General features: G+C 41.5%; 22 protein-coding genes. 16 read left to right on the forward strand and 6 right to left on the reverse strand.

The genetic code is table 11. The annotated features are described in order from the left end of the window. Nucleotides 1–9: 9 nt before the first annotated feature. From GOP56_RS19470 to GOP56_RS19495, 6 genes are all read left to right on the forward strand, one after another. Entirely contained in the window at nucleotides 10–714 is a 705-nt protein-coding gene (locus GOP56_RS19470; protein WP_003335440.1) for a PspA/IM30 family protein, read from the forward strand. Between the two features lie 59 nt (nucleotides 715–773). Next, on the forward strand, nucleotides 774–1,325 hold the full coding sequence (locus GOP56_RS19475) for a class I SAM-dependent methyltransferase (protein WP_163246338.1): 552 nt from the start codon (nucleotides 774–776) through the stop codon (nucleotides 1,323–1,325). A gap of 29 nt (nucleotides 1,326–1,354) precedes the next feature. Beyond that, the gene (liaF, locus tag GOP56_RS19480; protein WP_163246339.1) at nucleotides 1,355–2,461 is read left to right on the forward strand and encodes a cell wall-active antibiotics response protein LiaF; all 1,107 of its coding nucleotides are present in this window, start codon (nucleotides 1,355–1,357) and stop codon (nucleotides 2,459–2,461) included. Between the two features lie 19 nt (nucleotides 2,462–2,480). Continuing rightward, nucleotides 2,481–3,632 (forward strand): HAMP domain-containing sensor histidine kinase, encoded by a 1,152-nt coding sequence (locus GOP56_RS19485; protein ID WP_022585656.1) that lies wholly within the window; start codon nucleotides 2,481–2,483, stop codon nucleotides 3,630–3,632. Continuing rightward, entirely contained in the window at nucleotides 3,607–4,236 is a 630-nt protein-coding gene (locus GOP56_RS19490) for a response regulator (RefSeq protein ID WP_003344084.1), read from the forward strand. Before GOP56_RS19485 ends, GOP56_RS19490 begins: the two co-directional genes overlap by 26 nt. 95 nt (nucleotides 4,237–4,331) lie before the next feature. After that, the gene (locus GOP56_RS19495) at nucleotides 4,332–5,186 is read left to right on the forward strand and encodes a bis(5'-nucleosyl)-tetraphosphatase PrpE (protein ID WP_022585655.1); all 855 of its coding nucleotides are present in this window, start codon (nucleotides 4,332–4,334) and stop codon (nucleotides 5,184–5,186) included. Nucleotides 5,187–5,224: 38 nt separating this feature from the next. On the opposite strand, the gene GOP56_RS19500 is transcribed toward GOP56_RS19495, so the two are convergent. Together GOP56_RS19500 and GOP56_RS19505 are read right to left on the reverse strand one after the other, a co-directional pair. Next, nucleotides 5,225–5,866: a hypothetical protein gene (locus tag GOP56_RS19500; RefSeq protein ID WP_068793882.1), complete on the reverse strand. Its 642-nt coding sequence runs from the start codon at nucleotides 5,864–5,866 to the stop codon at nucleotides 5,225–5,227. A 39-nt stretch (nucleotides 5,867–5,905) separates the two neighbouring features. Continuing rightward, nucleotides 5,906–6,643 carry an N-acetylmuramoyl-L-alanine amidase gene (locus tag GOP56_RS19505; protein WP_163246340.1) on the reverse strand — a complete coding sequence of 246 codons (738 nt, stop codon included), beginning with the start codon at nucleotides 6,641–6,643 and terminating at the stop codon, nucleotides 5,906–5,908. A gap of 147 nt (nucleotides 6,644–6,790) precedes the next feature. On the opposite strand from GOP56_RS19505, the gene GOP56_RS19510 reads away from it, so the two are divergent. Both GOP56_RS19510 and GOP56_RS23475 read left to right on the forward strand, forming a co-directional pair. Continuing rightward, nucleotides 6,791–7,030 (forward strand): YneF family protein, encoded by a 240-nt coding sequence (locus GOP56_RS19510; RefSeq protein WP_003335431.1) that lies wholly within the window; start codon nucleotides 6,791–6,793, stop codon nucleotides 7,028–7,030. Between the two features lie 12 nt (nucleotides 7,031–7,042). Beyond that, a complete protein-coding gene (locus GOP56_RS23475; protein WP_022585652.1) occupies nucleotides 7,043–7,219 on the forward strand; it encodes a hypothetical protein in 177 nt (58 codons plus the stop codon). Nucleotides 7,220–7,342: 123 nt separating this feature from the next. Here the strand turns inward: GOP56_RS23475 and GOP56_RS19515 are convergent, their stop codons facing one another. Next, nucleotides 7,343–8,110, reverse strand: a complete 768-nt coding sequence (locus GOP56_RS19515; protein ID WP_003335429.1) for a TSUP family transporter — start codon at nucleotides 8,108–8,110, stop codon at nucleotides 7,343–7,345. Nucleotides 8,111–8,333: 223 nt separating this feature from the next. On the opposite strand from GOP56_RS19515, the gene GOP56_RS19520 reads away from it, so the two are divergent. Continuing rightward, complete coding sequence (locus GOP56_RS19520) at nucleotides 8,334–8,942, forward strand: superoxide dismutase (protein WP_003335428.1); 609 nt, start codon at nucleotides 8,334–8,336, stop codon at nucleotides 8,940–8,942. Nucleotides 8,943–9,476: 534 nt separating this feature from the next. Then, nucleotides 9,477–10,391: a cation diffusion facilitator family transporter gene (locus GOP56_RS19525; protein ID WP_022585650.1), complete on the forward strand. Its 915-nt coding sequence runs from the start codon at nucleotides 9,477–9,479 to the stop codon at nucleotides 10,389–10,391. A 49-nt stretch (nucleotides 10,392–10,440) separates the two neighbouring features. On the opposite strand, the gene GOP56_RS19530 is transcribed toward GOP56_RS19525, so the two are convergent. Further along, nucleotides 10,441–11,448 (reverse strand): metal-dependent hydrolase, encoded by a 1,008-nt coding sequence (locus GOP56_RS19530; RefSeq protein WP_068793885.1) that lies wholly within the window; start codon nucleotides 11,446–11,448, stop codon nucleotides 10,441–10,443. Nucleotides 11,449–11,735: 287 nt separating this feature from the next. Here GOP56_RS19530 and mutY point away from each other — a divergent pair, with 287 nt between their 5' ends. Continuing rightward, entirely contained in the window at nucleotides 11,736–12,848 is a 1,113-nt protein-coding gene (gene mutY, locus GOP56_RS19535; RefSeq protein WP_031309437.1) for an A/G-specific adenine glycosylase, read from the forward strand. 53 nt (nucleotides 12,849–12,901) lie between these two features. Here mutY and GOP56_RS23480 read toward each other — a convergent pair whose 3' ends face one another. Next, nucleotides 12,902–13,063 (reverse strand): hypothetical protein, encoded by a 162-nt coding sequence (locus GOP56_RS23480; protein ID WP_003335424.1) that lies wholly within the window; start codon nucleotides 13,061–13,063, stop codon nucleotides 12,902–12,904. 133 nt (nucleotides 13,064–13,196) lie between these two features. Next, entirely contained in the window at nucleotides 13,197–13,349 is a 153-nt protein-coding gene (locus tag GOP56_RS23485; RefSeq protein WP_003344102.1) for a hypothetical protein, read from the reverse strand. Nucleotides 13,350–13,887: 538 nt separating this feature from the next. On the opposite strand from GOP56_RS23485, the gene fabL reads away from it, so the two are divergent. The 5 genes from fabL (at nucleotide 13,888) to GOP56_RS19560 (ending at nucleotide 17,831) form a co-directional block, all read left to right on the forward strand. Next, nucleotides 13,888–14,646, forward strand: coding sequence for an enoyl-[acyl-carrier-protein] reductase FabL (gene fabL, locus GOP56_RS19540; RefSeq protein WP_003335421.1), 759 nt, complete (start codon nucleotides 13,888–13,890; stop codon nucleotides 14,644–14,646). 103 nt (nucleotides 14,647–14,749) lie between these two features. Then, nucleotides 14,750–15,163, forward strand: coding sequence for a GNAT family N-acetyltransferase (locus GOP56_RS19545; RefSeq protein WP_163246341.1), 414 nt, complete (start codon nucleotides 14,750–14,752; stop codon nucleotides 15,161–15,163). A gap of 45 nt (nucleotides 15,164–15,208) precedes the next feature. Then, complete coding sequence (locus GOP56_RS19550; RefSeq protein ID WP_003335419.1) at nucleotides 15,209–15,751, forward strand: DUF402 domain-containing protein; 543 nt, start codon at nucleotides 15,209–15,211, stop codon at nucleotides 15,749–15,751. An 8-nt stretch (nucleotides 15,752–15,759) separates the two neighbouring features. After that, on the forward strand, nucleotides 15,760–16,041 hold the full coding sequence (locus tag GOP56_RS19555; RefSeq protein ID WP_003344108.1) for a hypothetical protein: 282 nt from the start codon (nucleotides 15,760–15,762) through the stop codon (nucleotides 16,039–16,041). Beyond that, nucleotides 16,038–17,831 carry an ABC transporter ATP-binding protein gene (locus tag GOP56_RS19560; RefSeq protein WP_163246342.1) on the forward strand — a complete coding sequence of 598 codons (1,794 nt, stop codon included), beginning with the start codon at nucleotides 16,038–16,040 and terminating at the stop codon, nucleotides 17,829–17,831. Before GOP56_RS19555 ends, GOP56_RS19560 begins: the two co-directional genes overlap by 4 nt. Nucleotides 17,832–17,861: the final 30 nt, after the last annotated feature.

Consider the following 17,861-nt stretch of genomic DNA (forward strand, 5'->3'; position numbering starts at 1 on the left):
AATTCTAAAATGAGTATTTTTAAAAGACTGCGTGATGTAACGGTGGCTTCCGTAAATAATGCGATTGATTCCATAGAAGATCCGGTTGTTATGCTTACACAATACATGCGTGATATGGAAGCGGAGATTGGTCGAGTAGAAGTAGCGGTAGCTCGTCAGGTGGCTCAGGAGAAGAAATTCCGCCAACAATATGAAGAGGCGAATACTTTAGCAACTAAACGCGAGCGCCAAGTGATGCTTGCTCTTACTGAAGGCGAGGACGAATTGGCTAGACGTGCTTTATTGGATCAGAAGACATACGAATCACGTGCACTCGAATTAAAAGAATTATTGGATTCGTCTAGTAATGCTGCCCAGCAAATGCGTGAAAAATTAGCTGAACTAAAAGAAGAGTTCTATAAAATGCGTGCTAAAAAGTATATGTTAATGTCCAGAGCTCAAGTAGCCCGTACACAAAAGCAAGTAAACTCTTATGTAACAGGCATAGGTGTTGAAAATGCGGCTCGCGGTTTTCATCGTATGGAGGAAAAAGTAATGCAGATGGAAGCGGAAGCTAGCATGAGTGGTATGTATGAGGACTCTGAATACCACCGTTCATTGAAAAAGCTGGACAAAAAAGACGAGTTAGATTATGAATTAGCAAAATTAAAGGAGAAGTTGGCAGGAAAATCCACTGAAAATAGGGAAGAAATAGAGTCAACAACAAAGAACTAGATATTATTACACACAGCAGCCCTGTTTAGGGCTGCTTTTCCCCTAGGAGGGTTTACTAGATGTCAGATTTACTTGTGTTTCTGAGACGCTTTGTCTCGCGACCGGGACAAGTAGGGAGCGTGATCCCCAGTTCGCGTTTTTTAAGTAGTCTAATGATGAAAAATGTTCCATGGGAGCAAGTAGGACATATTGCCGAATTGGGGCCAGGAACCGGTGTTTTTACACGTGCTATTCTTACTCAGATGAAGAAGGATGCACGGTTTTTTATCGTGGAGCGTGATCCACAATTCCAGCAAATGCTGCATCATCGTTTTCCTCAGGTACCAATTTGCTCGGAAGCGGTCAGATTATCAGAGTATATGAATGAATTAAATATTCCTTCACTGGATGCTATTGTTTCTGGACTGCCATTTGCTGTTTTCCCTGAAAAGCTACGCAGTGATATCTTAGATTGTGTGGTAGAATCCCTTGAACCAGATGGGGTTTTTGTTACCTTTCAGTACTCCTTGCAACTGAAGAATGAACTGGAATCGCGATTTTCTACGGTAGATATTAAATTTACCCCGTTTAATATCCCACCAGCTTTTGTATATATATGTAAGAAGAGATAAAAATCAGTTGAGAGAGGAGTAGGCTTCGTTTGAAATTTTCTCGCGTAGAAAAAATGGTGGCAGGTACCATTATCATCTTTGTCGGTTTAGGCCTCTTCCTCAATAATTTAGGGCTGATTTTTTTCAGCATTTTTTCCTTATGGCCTCTGCTCTTTATTTTTTTGGGGTATCGATTTTGGAAAAGAGGAAGAAAAATTACCGGTGGTATCTTATTAACCATTGGTATTCTTAATATTTTTCAGGAATGGTTTGGTATTGCCATTCATAATTTGTTCGGCTTTATTTTTTCCATGTTCTTTATTTACTATGGCATTCGATTAATACGTCGTAAAGGTCGAAATCAGAATGATTTTGGCCAAGACTTTACTTATACAGAAGAGAAGCTGCAAGAAACAACCGCTTATTCTCAATCAGCAGAAACAGCTAAGCAAGATGATCTCGATCTTGAAATGGATGCGTTACTTAAGGAGAGTCAGCGGAAAAAGGCACAAGAAAAAAAGCAGGCAGATATTCAGACACAGCCTACGAGTCAAAGCTTTTATACAGGCGAGCAGAATAATCAAAAGGCAAAGAAGGAGTCCTATTCAAAGTTTGGGCCTAAAATTGAAGGCGAATGCTATTCTGGTTCTTATTATTCTGATACGGGGCCTGATGAACCAATTTCGGCTCAAGAAGGCACGCATAGAGAACAGCACAAATCTAGCGATAAATCCTTTCATAAAAGCTTTGATAAGACGTTTTACGATCACGTACACATTCATAATCCACAGGATACACGTAGCTCGTTAATTGGTGATTATAAATTGATTTCTGGTCGTTTTGAGCTAAAAAATATGCGGATTTGGCAGGGGATCGGCGATGTGGTTATTGATCTGTCCCGTGCTGTCATTCCTGAAAAGGAAGGTACACTAGTCATCAACGGCTGGATTGGAGATGTCACGATCTATGTTCCGGTCGATATGCCAGTACAGGTGATGGCAGAGGTGACTATTGGAGAATTGGAAGTACTAGGCCATCGTCAAAATGGGATTACGCGTAAGGTGATGCTGTCCACTCATAACTACGCAGAAGCTACTGAAAAAGTAAAAATCATCATTTCGCTCTGGGTGGGCGATATTGATGTCAAGTACATCTGATGAGAGGGTGTACAGACATATGAAACAATCCTATTCGACATTAAAAAGTATTCAGTGGCAGGCGGTTCAACAAGCGCTGTTCTGGACAAACAGCACGGTATTGACGATGTTTGGTATTTTCCTATGGATCGGTCATTTTAGTAAGGATCGTCCGGAGGTCAATGAGTGGTTGGCTAAATATCTACATGTATCAGTGACCGTTGAATTTAGCTGGCGTATTTTCTTTTTTCAATTGGTTGTAGGATTAGTAGTGGCTACAGTTGTTGGGCTAGTCAGCGGTTATATCGCTGGCAATCTGTTAAAAAAGCGTTTGCATTCCTTATGGGAGGCGACGATGAATTTAGAACGCGGTATGTTATCCTATCGGGTACCGGAATTAGGCTCGGATGAGATTGGCGAATTGGGCTGGCAGTTAAATCGACTTGCAGCTAAATGGGAGGGGCAAGTGGCATCGTTACAGCGACTCTCCACGCATAATGCAGAATTGCATGATCAGGTTAAAGCTGCCGCGGTGACAGAGGAGCGCCAGCGGCTTGCACGTGAATTGCATGATGCTGTCAGTCAGCAGCTGTTTGCTATCGCGATGACCACTGCTGCTATCAAACGGTTAATTGATAAAAATCCGAGTCGAGCGGCACAGCAGATTGAACTGGTAGAGGAAATGGCAGCAGGAGCACAGGCAGAGATGAGAGCATTACTGTTGCATTTGCGTCCGGCTACATTACAAAACAAATCACTGGGTGAAGCGGTTGAGGAGCTATTAGAAGAGCTGAAGATCAAGCATACGTTGGATATTAATTGGGAAATCAGTAACATTGCCAATATCCCGAATGGTATTGAAGATCAACTGTTTCGCATTCTTCAGGAAGCACTATCCAACTCCTTGCGTCATTCCAGGGCACATAGCATTACAGTAAAATTATTCACGCTGCAAGGGCATGTACGTTTACGCATTGCGGATGATGGTATTGGCTTTGATCCAGAAGGAGAAAAAATGACCTCCTATGGATTGGTGTCCATGCGTGAGAGGGTTGATGAAATTGGTGGTGCAATGGAGATTTACTCATCCCCAGGCAATGGCACACAGATCGAAATACGCGTCCCGTTACTGCTGGACGTACACCCAAAAGGAGTAGATGGAGAGAATGATCCGGGTATTGTTAGTAGATGATCATGAGATGGTGCGTATGGGACTCGCTTCTTATTTATCCACAGAGGATGATATAGAAGTAGTAGGGGAGGCTTCAAGCGGGGAAGAAGGGGTGCGTCTGGTTGAGGAAATGCAACCGGATGTCGTACTCATGGATTTAGTCATGGAGGGCATGGGAGGCATTGAGGCAACAAGGAAAGTTCGGGAAGTGTTGCCGCAGACGAAGGTTATTGTACTTACCAGCTTTATTGACGATGAGAAGGTATATCCGGTTATTGAAGCAGGAGCATTTAGTTATCTGTTAAAAACCTCCCGTGCATCTGAAATCGTAAAAGCTATTCGTGCCGCAGTAGACGGAGAGCCTGTATTAGAGTCACGGGTAGCCAGTAAGATCATGGCAAGGTTCCGTACAGGCGCGCAGACGCCGGCTCATCAGCAATTGACACCCCGTGAGTTGGAGGTACTGTTGTTAATTGGGCAGGGAAAATCGAATCAAGAGATCGCGGATGAATTAATTATTGGTATTAAAACGGTAAAGACACATGTAAGTAATGTTTTATCAAAGCTAGGTGTAGAAGATCGAACACAGGCGGCAATATATGTCCATAAGCACCAACTACAATAATAAAAATAGCAACCCACCAAAATCCGGAGCGAGTCTTCGGGTTTTTCTTTATATTACTTATCAAATAGGACTACTTAGGGTAATACTATAAGAATATGGAAAATAGTGGGGTTGGTCGCGTGAAAAAGTTTATACCGAAGCGATCCAAATTCTTCACAGCAAATAGCGGCGTAGATGTCATCGGAGATATACATGGTTGCTATGAAGAATTTATTGAACTGTTGTCGGTGCTCGGTTACACGTTCGATGCAAAGGATCAGCTATATAAACATCCTATGGGAAGAAAGATATTGTCACTAGGGGATATTACGAGTAGAGGGCCTGAATCACTTAAGCTGCTTGATTTTTTTATCAGGCATATTAAAGAAGGGCTAGCTGAGATGGTAGACAGCAATCATGGATGGAAAATTGCACGTTGGCTAGATGGGAGAAGGGTCACGCTGGCGCATGGTGATGAGCTGGTGGAACAGCAATTTGCACGTTACGAGGTGGAGCACGGTGCCCGACGCACTGCTCAATTTCGCTATGCTAGCTTGCAATTACTCATGTCAGCACCATCCCATATTATTGTGAAATATCGAGGTAAAAAGGCCCTGGTTGCCGTACATGCCGGTATTAAGGACAGTTATATTGGGGAGGATTCACCTGCTATCCAGAACTTTTGCCGATATGGAGATGTTGCAGGCTTAGGTCCAGATGGAAGGCCCATCCGCAAAGATTGGACGGTAGATCATTTATCGGATATGGTAGTCATTTGGGGGCATGACCCTCGCCCAGAGCCAGAACGAAGTAAGAGGCAGAATGCGATTAATATTGATCAAGGATGTGTGTTTGGAGGGAAATTAACCGCTTATCGTTTTCCAGAAGATGAGCTTGTCAGCGTTTTGGCCAAAACCAATTATTCCGGGTTGGAGGATACTCCTCTTACACGGTATGTGAAAAAGGAATAGCTGTATCTAAAAGCGAGCCAGTCAACTTTGGCTCGCTTTTAGACATAGTCTTCGTAGGAAGATTTTTTATCGGAGGAATCATGAGATGGCTGAGCAGATACGGTAAAAGATGCTTCACTGGACGATTTGAAGCTAGTAGAAGACAGGCTGTCTGGATCGGAGGAGAGGCTAGAAGAAGGGGCGGAGGTGGAGTGCAGAGGCTGGTTCAATGCGATTTCTACTGATGTTTGCTGTTCTGTGCTAGGCTTATCTATTGGACTCTGTGCTTGTAAGGGCGCAACCTGTGATTGGGATGGAGTGAATGGCTGCACAGAAGGCTGAAATGCTTCCCGATCTTCTGACGAGAGGACAGGCTTTGTAAGATCAATATTATTCGACAACATTTTAGCGTTTTGCTCATTATTGCTCCAATCATTTTTGAGTTGTTTCATATGCTGTTGGGTGTTTTTCGTGGTGGAATAAATTCCTACGGCAGCTAGTCCAGCTGTAATTCCATGCATGAGTGAATCCTTCCAGATAAATGGTACAGGGCCGTATAACCAATCATAGCCGAGTTTTAGTAGCAAAATAAAACCTAGCGTTGTCCAAGCTCTTAACTTCACTGGAATACGTAACCAGTCGGACAGCGTAGAGGTTGCCGCCATAGAGATGGCTATAATTGCACCAATGTCTAAGCTCATGGGAATGTCTCCTTTTATTTGATCATGTGAAAGCTATTATCATTTATTCATTACCTTTTCGTATAAACGGCGCAGCACGATGGCTTCTGCCCATAACGGCAAAGGTTTATCAATGTTTTGCCGCCATTCCTCATTGGTCAAAATACCTTCCTGATAAAGCCAGTTAACGGCCTCTTGTTTCCAGTCATCAGGTGGTTCAGGCTTTGGGGAAGTGGTCAATGGGGGAGTATAAGGTAGATTGGTAAACTCACAAAAGCCACGAACAATGGCTTCTGCTAGCTCCTTCCACTTCGTATTTAAAAACTCAGCGTCTATTGGATTGTCTGCGAATCCATATTCGATTATGACCGTTTCCACATTTCCTGTGTCTCGATGCATAAAATAGTAATCAAGTTGGGGATTATTGGGGAGAGTACGCGTATAGATACGCCTTACAGGCATGCCGGCTGTCTCAATTTCCTCGAAAAGAGTACGCGACATGGCTGAGGAGGCGTGAATAGAATAGATTCCTTCTGCACCTCGACCGCCGCCTGAATTAATATGATTACAAAGACAATATCGTGCGCCGCTGTTGCGAACCGATGATGCACGCTGGTCGCTTTCAAGCGTTATATCTGTAGAGCGAGTAAGTAAAGCTGAAACATTTAATTCTAAAAAGCGTTGGTGCTGATAAAGGGAAATTTTTAAAACGAGGTCCTTTTCTTTAAACAAGCTGTTGGTTCCCCCTCCTGGATCAATGCCACCATGTCCAGGATCGATCACGACGAAAGCAGTCATTTTTCTTCACCTCAGCATAGTATATGCAAGTCCTATCATAAAAAGTTAGCCTCATTTCATACCATACGACACAAATCTACATGGACAGGAAAGCTTCTTATGGTAAAATGGACGGGATAAGATATTAAAAAAGGATGGTAATGGAACATGTGGTACAACTGGGTTATTCCAATTGTTACGCTACTCTTAGGTTTAGCTGGTGGGTTCTATGGTGGAGTTCACTATCTTAAAAAGCAAGTAGCCAACATGCAAATGGATGAAAAGCAAATTCAAACCATGGCACGTTCTATGGGTATGAATTTAAATCAAAAGCAGCTAAAACAAATGAGCCGCAACATGAAAAACATGAAAATGCCGAACAAATTCCCTAAACCTAAATCAAAATAGGAGGGAAGTAGCTTGGGCTCTACGCGTATTCGCTTTATGATGTTAGGCTTTATCATTGGAGTCATACTGTTTTTTCTAAAAGATTTACCGACAGGATTTCGAATGGCAGCACCTTTTTACGGTGCAGGTATTGGCCTATTAACGGACGGAATCATTGCCCGTATAAAGCAGCATAGGGACGGAAAATAACGGGGAGAACTGGTGCCCAATTAGCTAAAAATGCTTCAGCGATTAAACAGGAGAAAGTCAACCTGTTTTAGTAAAAAAATACGGCGTGTAACCACTGAGTGGTACACGCCGTTTTGCTTGCTCTTATTTGATTATTAATTCATATACCATTTTGGTAATGAGAGAGACTGACACGAGAAGAAACAGCGGGCGCACATAGCGAACACCAGTCATAACGGCCACACGGGCACCAATAGTTGCGCCTAAAATCATGGCCAATCCCATAACTAATCCAGTAGAAAAAAGAACCTTTCCATTCCAGATGAATACAGCAAGTGACGAGATATTGCTGGCTAGATTGAGGACACGACCGTTGCCAGCAGCGATTACAAAGTCATAGCCGAACAGTAACACCATTAGGAAAATCAAGAAGGAGCCTGTGCCGGGACCGAAAAAACCATCGTAGAAACCAATCAAAAAGGCAAATAAAATGCCCCAGCTAATCGTAAAGGTTGTGTACCCTTTAAAATTTGCTTCATGGCCAAACTTTTTGTTTAGCAGAGTATAAACAAAGATAAGACCCATCATAATAATAACTAGCGTGTTGAGAAAGCCTTGTGGAATATCTAGAACCGTTAGGGCACCTAACCAAGCACCAATTAAGGAAAAGGGTGTGAGAATCAACATTAGCTTCTTATCGAATTTCCCCATGCTAATGAAGGTGATCGAGCTGGTTAGGGATGAAAGGGTGCCAGCGAGCTTATTTGTTCCCAACGCAAGATGAGGAGGAAGGCCTAACCCCAGTAAAGCAGGAAGAGAAATTAATCCGCCTCCACCAACGCAACTATCAATAAACGCAGCTAAAAATCCGATTAAAGCAAGTAAAACAATGGTTGATATGTCGAGTTCCATTTGAAAGTCAGACTCCTTTATTTAATTGCGAAATATTTGATAATGTACAGTTTATCATGAGTGATCGGGTTTGCAAGAGTTCTGCGTTCAGTAAATGTAGGGTAAAATACCTTACTATACTTTCAATACATTTTAGTTGCATTAATCCGGTCGTTTACGCTATAATTAAGGAGTAAAGCAAGCATAAAGGACTTTTTACTTACATAAAGGAGGAGTTTTTGTAATGGCACATCAACTACCTGCACTACCATATGCGAACAATGCATTGGAACCACATTTTGACGCATTAACAATGGAAATCCACCATGATCGTCATCATGCTACTTACGTTAACAATTTAAATGCTGCCCTAGAAGGAAATGCTGATCTTCAAGGTAAAAGCGTAGAGGAATTAATTTCCAATCTGGATGCGCTTCCAGAAGCTATTCGCACAGCCGTACGCAACAATGGTGGCGGACATGCGAACCATAGCTTATTCTGGGAAATCCTAAGCCCAAATGGCGGTGGAAACCCAACAGGTGCTATTGCTGATGCAATCAATGCTGCATTCGGTAGCTACGATAACTTTAAAGCTGAGTTTACAAAAGCAGCTACTGGCCGTTTCGGTTCTGGTTGGGCTTGGCTAATTGTAGACGGTGATAAAGTAGCAATCACTTCCACTCCTAACCAAGATAGCCCAATTATGGAAGGAAAAACTCCTGTTCTTGGCTTAGACGTTTGGGAGCATGCTTATTACCTGAACTACCAAAACAAACGCCCAGACTACATCAATGCTTTCTGGAACTTGATTAACTGGGATGAAGTAAACAAACGTTTCGCAGCAGCTCGCTAATATATGGAATAAAGACAAAGGGTAGGCTCCTATTAGTCACATCTAATAGGTATGCTTACCCTTTTTTGTTGTGATGCTATAAAGAAAGACGGCTTACGCGTTAGTTATAAAGCATATGCGGATTGTCAATCATTGACTGAAAAAATTTCCACATAAACCCATTAAATTCGTTTGTTCTGCTCACATTTTTCGTATCTTTAAGATATAAATAAATCTAGAGGTTGGGTTTTGTTTCCTCGTCCTAGTATGACGAATTTTTTAGGTGATCCAATAGCATTTAAGTAGTGTGTAACATCCTCAGAAAGAACTGACATACAAATTTTAATAAAGAAACGGTTAAAAGGCTTTCCCGAAAATCAGAGCCTTGCATTCCTACAAGCCCAATTGTATCTAGCTTACATAGGGTTTCCTTCATGCAAATCTTTTTCCTTATAGATGCAATCCTGCCTTTTTGCAAAAACGTTTCTCTGGACTAACACGCTTTTGGATCGTTACCATTAGAATAGAAAGTTCGGTATGAGGAGGAAATTTACTGTGGAAAGTATAGAAGGGAGCTCCAAGCTCCTGAAATACAAAAAGGGAAGCAGAGCCATTAAGATTAGCATCTTTCTTTATTTGATCCTGTCTGTAAGCAAGATTGTGGCTGGTATGTTTGCTCAGTCTGAGGCATTGACAGCAGATGGATGGAATAACGTATCAGATGTGTTGGCGTCTATTACCCTGATGATCGGTATGTATATTTCCCAGAAACCAGCTGATCACAATCATCGATATGGACATTTTCGTGCAGAAACGACAGCAGCCCTATTAGCCGCTTTTATGATGGCAGTGGTAGGGATAGATGTGTTAAAGGGTGCTTTTATGAAATTATGGAGACCAGAAGCACAAGTAATGGCTCCTGATCCTTTATCAATGTATGTAGCTTTTGGCGGTGCCTTGATTCTATATCTCTTATCTCTTTACAATATGGCGGTTGGTAAAGAAACAGATAATCTGGCAGTTATGGCTGCTGCTTATGATAATCGAAGTGATGCGATTATCAGCATTGGAACATTAATTGGTATTGGTACAGCTAGGTTGGGCTGGCTATGGGCAGATGCTTTAGTGGCACTCATCGTCGGCTTACTCATAATCAAGACGGCATATGTGGTAGGAAAACAGGCTGTCGATAGCCTAATGGATGCCTTTGAAGAAGAGAAATGGCAGGAGATTCATGATCGTATTATGGAAGTGAATGGCGTTAGCCGTGTGACTGATTTACGGGCCCGTTATCATGGAAGCGCTGTTCATGTTGATTGCATTATTGAAGTGCCTTCATCATTAACTGTAGAAGAAAGTCATGATGTTACGGATAGAATTGAAGAGCATTTGAAAGGCTTTAATGGAATTGAACGAATGCTGATTCATGTAGAACCAGCTTCGTGTAGACCGAATAAATCTCGAACATAAATGTGTCAAAAGGAAAAAGCTCCTCACGAAGAAGGAGCTTTTTTTCTTTTTAATTGACTTGAATCTCTTTTTGGGGATTTAATTTTTTGGTTAACTGGTCTTCACTGTGGTGAATCCAGCCTACGAACGAATCACGAATTTGTTTATTTTGATCTAGATAGACGACAGCTACCAGCATGTAGTGGGATTTGCCCATATGCTTGGCTCGATAACGCAGATCTTTCCATTTGACTTCATAGCCAAAAGAGCGTTGTATGACTTCTGCATGAACATGGTGGGTAAAGGAAAGAAATGCTTGCACTTTTTTATCCTGTCTCGTGAGGGTAATCAGCTCAGGTTCTTCTTTTGGAATCGGGAAAATATCAAGCACCAATGGTTCGGAGCCCTGATGCATCTCTCCTACATACCATTGCTGCGTGGTTTTAACTACAAATGTCCAGTTACTCCACGAATAAGTAGGGATTAGCGTATACTCTCCTTTTAGCCCCAATGAGGATTGCAGATAGGCTAGCTCACGAGCATGTACCCGATACCTTTTTACATAATAAAGGGCAATAAATAGATAGATAACCAAGAACAGCTTACCAGGCTCAGCACCAGCCGCCCACAATAGCAGCCCGATGATGTGCAAGGCAAAAATCAGCGGATCAAAGATAAACATGGTGCAAAGGGCTACCCATTTTCGATTAAAGGGACGTAGTGCTTGTGTTCCATAGGCGTTAAATATATCGACAAAAACGTGTAAAAAGACAGCGAAGAATGTCCAACCGAGTAAATGCCCCCAGTGCACTTGCGGAATGAAATATTGGATAAGTCCACAAATGGAGAGTGTCCAAATGAAAATAGCGGGTATCGAATGAGAAGCTCCCCGATGGTTGCGGATATATGTTGCATTACCCAGTAGACGAGTAAATCCATCAAAATCAGGTGCTTGTTGACCGATGACTGTTCCAATCATTACCGCTTCAGCTAAACCCGGATCGTTTGCTACTACAGGATCTAGATGAGCAAGGGCAGCTAAACCAAAACCGATGGCAAAATGCGTGGCAGTATCCACTAGAAGATTTCTCCTTTCGCACGGGGATGGTGGAAAAAATTATGGCACAACTTACTTCATTCTTCAATCCTTTCTAAAAAAAAGTATGCATTCTTCAAAAAGATTGCTTCGTTGGGTACCATTTTCTTTTACAAGTAGCCAAGCCATTAAATCAGGACGGTAAATGTAGGAGAAACTTGTTCAAACCTGTTTTTTTTGGCAAGATGGAAGTAGATGATCTTTGCACGAACTGTTATATAAAATTGGATGTAAACCTGAAAAGAACAAAGGGGAAACAAAGGAAAAGCATGACGAGAAAAAAACAACCAACTATTTATACACTGCCCGATGAATTTCAAGCGTTTGATTTTGCTCAGGATCTCTTATATTGGTATGATGCCCAAAAGCGAGATTTACCATGGCGAATAAATCGAGATCCTTATCGTGTCTGGGTCTCAGAAATTATGCTACAGCAGACCCGTGTCGAAACCGTTAAACCCTACTATCAAAATTTTATGCAAAAGTTCCCTACAGTGGAAGCGCTGGCAACGGCTCCTGAGGAAGAGGTTTTAAAAGCATGGGAAGGACTAGGTTATTATTCCCGAGCACGTAACTTGCAAGCAGCAGCACGCGAGGTCACGGTATCGTATGGTGGCGTGGTTCCAGATACACCTGAAGAAATTTCCAAGCTAAAGGGTGTAGGACCCTATACAGCGGGTGCTATTTTAAGCATTGCTTACGAGGTTCCTGTACCTGCAGTAGACGGTAATGTGATGCGTGTGTTTTCCAGACTTCTACTGATGGATGATGATATTGCTAAACCAGCTACACGGATCAAAATGGAACAATTGGTTAAACAAACGATCCCAATCGGACGAGCAGGTGATTTTAATCAGGCCATTATGGAATTAGGGGCACTTGTTTGTCTGCCTAAAAATCCGCAATGCCTAACCTGTCCCGTTTTTGATTACTGTTTAGCTCGAAGGGAAGGAGTGCAGGATACGCTACCTGTTAAAGGAAAGGCAAAGCCGCCGCGTCCCGTTCAATTACTGACAGCGGTAGTAAAGCGTGGAAACCAATATCTGATTCAAAAGCGTCCTGAACAGGGATTATTAGCAAGTTTATGGGAATTTCCCATGGTAGAGGATGCAGGGACGAAAGATGATGAAGAACAATTGCTCCGGCTTTTGGAAAAGGAATATGGACTACAAGTCGATTTGGGGGATTACCTGATGAATGTACAGCATACCTTCTCGCATTTGCATTGGAATGTTGATGTGTATGTAATGCAGCACATCTCAGGTGAGCCACTCAAGGAGAATGCTGTGTTTGTCACATCAGAGGAAATGTCACAATATGCATTCCCCGTCTTACACAATAAAATCATTGCTGAAATAACGGCGAAGGAAGAAAAATGGTAACGCAAAAAGCCCCTTCATACAGAGGGGGCTTTTTGCAGCTTTATAATAGACGCTTAGAAACGATTCATTAAATAATGATGTTCCATGCATCTTTGTTGGTTTTCTTCACGGATTTTTTCAATGCGTTTATACTGTATATAATCTCGGTATGTTTTCTCTGGTGATTTCTTCTTACGTTCAATAATAATGGTAAAAAAGATCATTGGAATATGCACAGTGCACATCCTCCTTTTATTTTTTGTTCATTCAGTCAGGTCCCATCTAGCGCCTTTACACCTATATACTTCATGCGTTGCTTACGTTTAACACTTCTCATCTCAACATTCCTCCCATCAAAATGAAGAATACTTACATAATATACGGCGATTGCGCGTCCAACATGTAGCGCTTTTCATCGCGTTCTTTAATCCATTGCTCCTGGAAATAAAGCTGTGTTTGCCGTTCAACAGGCGGTTTATTGCGCTTGATCTGAACAGAAAACATGAAAAAATGAAATACCATGACTTGTGTCACCCCCTTTCAATTTCTATGAAAAAAGAGCATAAAAAGACCGTAAGATATGGATATCTCACGGTCTGAGCGTGTAAAAGAAAATATGCACCGCAAGAGATACCTCTCCTACGATCTGCTTATCAGGTATAAAGAACAGCTAAACAACCATCACCTGTCTGGAAGCGAGGAGAGAAGATGTTATGAAATTATGCATAGCCTTATTGTTGCCAGCTAATTGAGTAAAGATTCCCATAACCATCATTTTTCTGAACCTCCTTTCCAAGTGTTAGCATTATTTCTTAATAGTATGGTATTATTTTCAATTTGTAAAGTATAAAATTAATGATTTGTAAAAGAAAATAAAAAGATTGAAGTCTTTTTCATAAGAAGGCAATAATTGGTTATAAAGACTACACCTGATCTACATTTGCACGTAGCGATGCAATGGTATAGCTTGTATAATATAGAAGTTAATTAGTACCAGATGTTAATAGCTGGTAGATGGAACGTTTCTTTTTTACATTTTAGGAAGGAAGGGAAGAAATATATGAGTAGAAATGGAAAAGTAGCATTAGTTACAGGTGGAACCAGAGGTATTGGGAAGGCGATTGCTCACCAATTAGCTGACCAAGGCTATGATTTAGTCATTAACTATCTGCGTAATCGTACAGCAGCAAGAGAAGCAGCATCTGAATTAGAAGCGAAGGGTGTTCGCGTTCATTTGGTAAAAACCAATGTTGGAGATGTTGCAAAAATTAAAGAGATGTTTAAAGAGATTGATGAGGAATTCGGCCGTTTAGATATACTGGTGAACAATGCAGCTTCTGGTGTGCTACGCCCTTTAATGGAGTTAGAAGAGAGTCACTGGGACTGGACTATGGAAATTAACAGCAAGGCTTTATTATTCTGTGCGCAAGAAGCAGCAAAATTAATGCAAAAAACCAATGATGGCGGTAAAATCGTAAGCTTGTCCAGTTTGGGCTCTATTCGTGTCATTGAAAATTACACAACAGTGGGAGTATCAAAGGCTGCTGTAGAAGCATTAACTCGTTATCTTGCTGTAGAATTAGCTCCGTATAACATCTCTGTAAATGCTGTGTCTGGAGGCGTTGTTGATACAGGAGCATTAAAGCATTTCCCAAACCGCGAAGAATTATTGGAAGCATCTGCTAATCGAACTCCGGTAGGGCGTATGGTCGAAGAGGAGGATTTAGCTAATACGGTTATGTTTTTGTTATCTGACCAAGCAAAAATGATTTGCGGTCAAACGATTATTGTGGATGGCGGTATTTCTTTACTAGTTTAGTTCCTGTTAGAAAACTGCTACAATGTAAGTTGTGTTTAAGGGGACAAACTTTCCTCAGTAGTGTACAATAGAAAAATGAAGCCGTCTAAGGGAGGCGCCTATTATGATTATTCGGACGTTTCGTCTGGGCGATTATGCGGCAATTACTCGTATTTGGCAAGAAACAGAATTAAATCGAACTGATACGGAAACGATGGATTCTCTTGCTAAACAATTAGCTTGGGACAGCGACTTGGTTATGGTTGCTGAGGAAGATGGAGAAGTTGTAGGAGTTATTGTCGGCACGATAGATGGAACTCGTGCTTATTTTTATCGTTTAGCTGTTTCACGTTCTTCCCAAAGCAGGGGCATCGGCCGTAAGCTAGTAGAAGCCCTAGAGAATCGTTTTCACCAGCGCGGTGTCAATCAAATTCTCATTATGGTCAATCAGGCGAATGAACAGGTGTTACCTTTTTACCAAGCCATGGGATATGAATTGCAACAGTATATTACGCTTTCTAAAAAAATTTCCTCCTAAGGAAATATTTCTTTAAAAGATGAAAATGGAAGAAAGGAGAGAGTCATGTCGTCGCAAGTACCAGGTTCTATTATACGCATTGAAAGCTTCAAACATAATCAGTCCTTACACCGTACTTGGGATCGCACTACGCTCATTCATACGAGCGATACAGTAGTGATAGCCGGTAATGATCGTGTCAAAGTCACAGAGTCTGATGGGCGTGAATGGCGTACAAGAGAGCCTGCAATCTGTACATTTGGACGAGGACAATGGTTTAATATACTCGCCATGATCCGTGATGACGGGATTTACTATTACTGTAACATCGGTTCTCCTTTCAGTTTAAAAGGAAATTTACTTAGCTATATCGACTATGATCTGGATGTGAAAGTCTATCCGGATATGACGTATACGGTATTAGATGAAGAAGAATATGCTCTACATAGCGCGCAAATGAATTACCCTCCATATGTGAAGGAACGGGTTCACTTGGCGTTGGACGAGGTTTTGGAATGGATTAAAGCAAAACGTGGGCCTTTCCAAAGCGGATTTGTTCAAAGATGGTATGAACGGTACCAACTGCTAAAGCACAATGATGAAGAGTAGTCAATTACATGTCACGGATACACACCCCTGTTATCGGTCAAGCGAAATTTGGCAACGATAACAGGGGTATTTTTGAATCCCATACGCGTTCAATCGTTAGAAAACAGAGAAAACCAGCTAAAAAGAAAAAGAAAAGTGAATTTATTGGAGGTAAATGGGCTGTTACCGTATACTTGACAACAAGACATAACCGTCTATCTGTTGTAAAATCGGTTTCACAGAGACTTAGACTTCAGGGAATGAAAGCGGCGCATTCATCTTTCATACTAACAGCAGGAGTGGTGCTATGAATAGCATACGCAGATACTTACGTTATGTGGGACCTTATAAAGTGAAAATTATTTTAACCATTGGTATTGGTATTGTAAAATTTGGGATCCCATTATTAATGCCATTAATTCTCAAATATGTGATAGACACCTTAGTTACAGGAACAATGCCTAAGGAAGATAAGCTATATCAATTGTTTTGGTTAATGTGTGCAGCTTTTTTTCTGTTTACAATCGTGCGAGCCCCTGTAGAGTATTATCGCCAATATTATGCTCAATGGATTTCCAGTCGTGTTCTATTTGACATTCGTAACCAATTATTTAGCCACCTACAGAAATTATCCATGCGATTTTACAACAATCATAAGGTCGGAGAAATTATTTCACGGGTTGTAAATGATGTAGAGCAGACAAAAAGCTTTATTGAAACGGGACTTATGAATATTTGGTTGGATTTAGTGACTATTTTTATTACGCTTTCCATTATGCTTTTTATGGATGTAAAGCTAACTTTGATTGCTATTGTTGTGTTTCCTTTGTATGGATTTTCGATTAAGTATTTTTATAAGAGATTGCGCCAACTAATGAGGGAGCGATCGCAGAAGCTAGCTGAATTACAAGGTCATCTCCACGAACGAGTTAATGGAATTTCCGTTACTCGTAGTTTTGCTTTAGAGGAGTATGAGGCAAAGCAATTTGAAAAGAAAAATCAAAGATTCTTACATAAGGCTTTAGAGCAAACTAGCTGGAATGCCTATACCTTTTCTGTGGTTAATACGATTACGGATATTGCACCGCTTTTAGTTATTGGCTTTGCAGGCTATCAAGTCATCCAAGGTATGCTAACCATTGGAACGCTCATGGCTTTTTACGCTTATTTGGAGCGACTATATACGCCACTCAGACGGGTGGTTAATTCATCGACTACATTGACGCAAGCGATCGCTTCTATGGATCGTATGTTTGATTTTATTGATGAGCAATATGATATCGTGGATAGACCGGGAGCTTGTACGTTGCCCGTGAATCCTGAAACAAAAAGGATTAGCGGGCGTGTAGAATTTGATAAGGTTACTTTTGCTTATAGCGAGAAAGATGAACCAGTTCTACATGATGTACAATTACGGATTGAACCGGGTGAAACGGTAGCATTAGTCGGTATGTCAGGAGGTGGAAAGTCTTCTCTTATTAGTTTAATTCCACGATTTTGGGATGTGACGGGTGGACGAATCCTCATTGATGGCATCGATGTACGGGACGTTACGCAAAAAAGCCTGCGTGAGCAAATCGGAATTGTCATGCAGGATAACATTTTGTTTAGCGAGTCAGCCAGAATGAATATTTCAATGGGGAATCCGCAAGCGACAGAAGAAGAGATAATAGCAGCAGCCAAGGCGGCGAATGCACATGAATTCATTAGTGAACTGCCAGAGGGCTACGATACTGAATTAGGTGAGCGAGGGGTCAAGCTTTCGGGAGGTCAGAAGCAACGAATTGCTATTGCCCGCGTCTTTTTGAAGGACCCCGCCATTTTAATTTTGGATGAAGCTACTTCCGCATTGGATTTGGAATCAGAGCACATGATTCAAGAATCCTTAGCTCATCTGGCAAAGGGCAGAACGACTATTATTGTAGCCCATCGTCTGTCTACCATTACGCATGCAGATAAGATTGTTGTGTTAAAGGATGGACGCATTGTGGAAATGGGGAAACATGAAGAGCTTCTTTTGCAGCAAGGGGCTTATCATACCTTATGGAACGTTCAGGACTTTGGGAACATAGATCAAGAAGCTATTTCGTCGAATGGATGAGTAGATAAACATCCAACCTAGAAAAACAGC

Source organism: Brevibacillus sp. 7WMA2, assembly GCF_010748895.1.
Taxonomy (GTDB): Bacteria; Bacillota; Bacilli; order Brevibacillales; family Brevibacillaceae; genus Brevibacillus_B; species Brevibacillus_B halotolerans.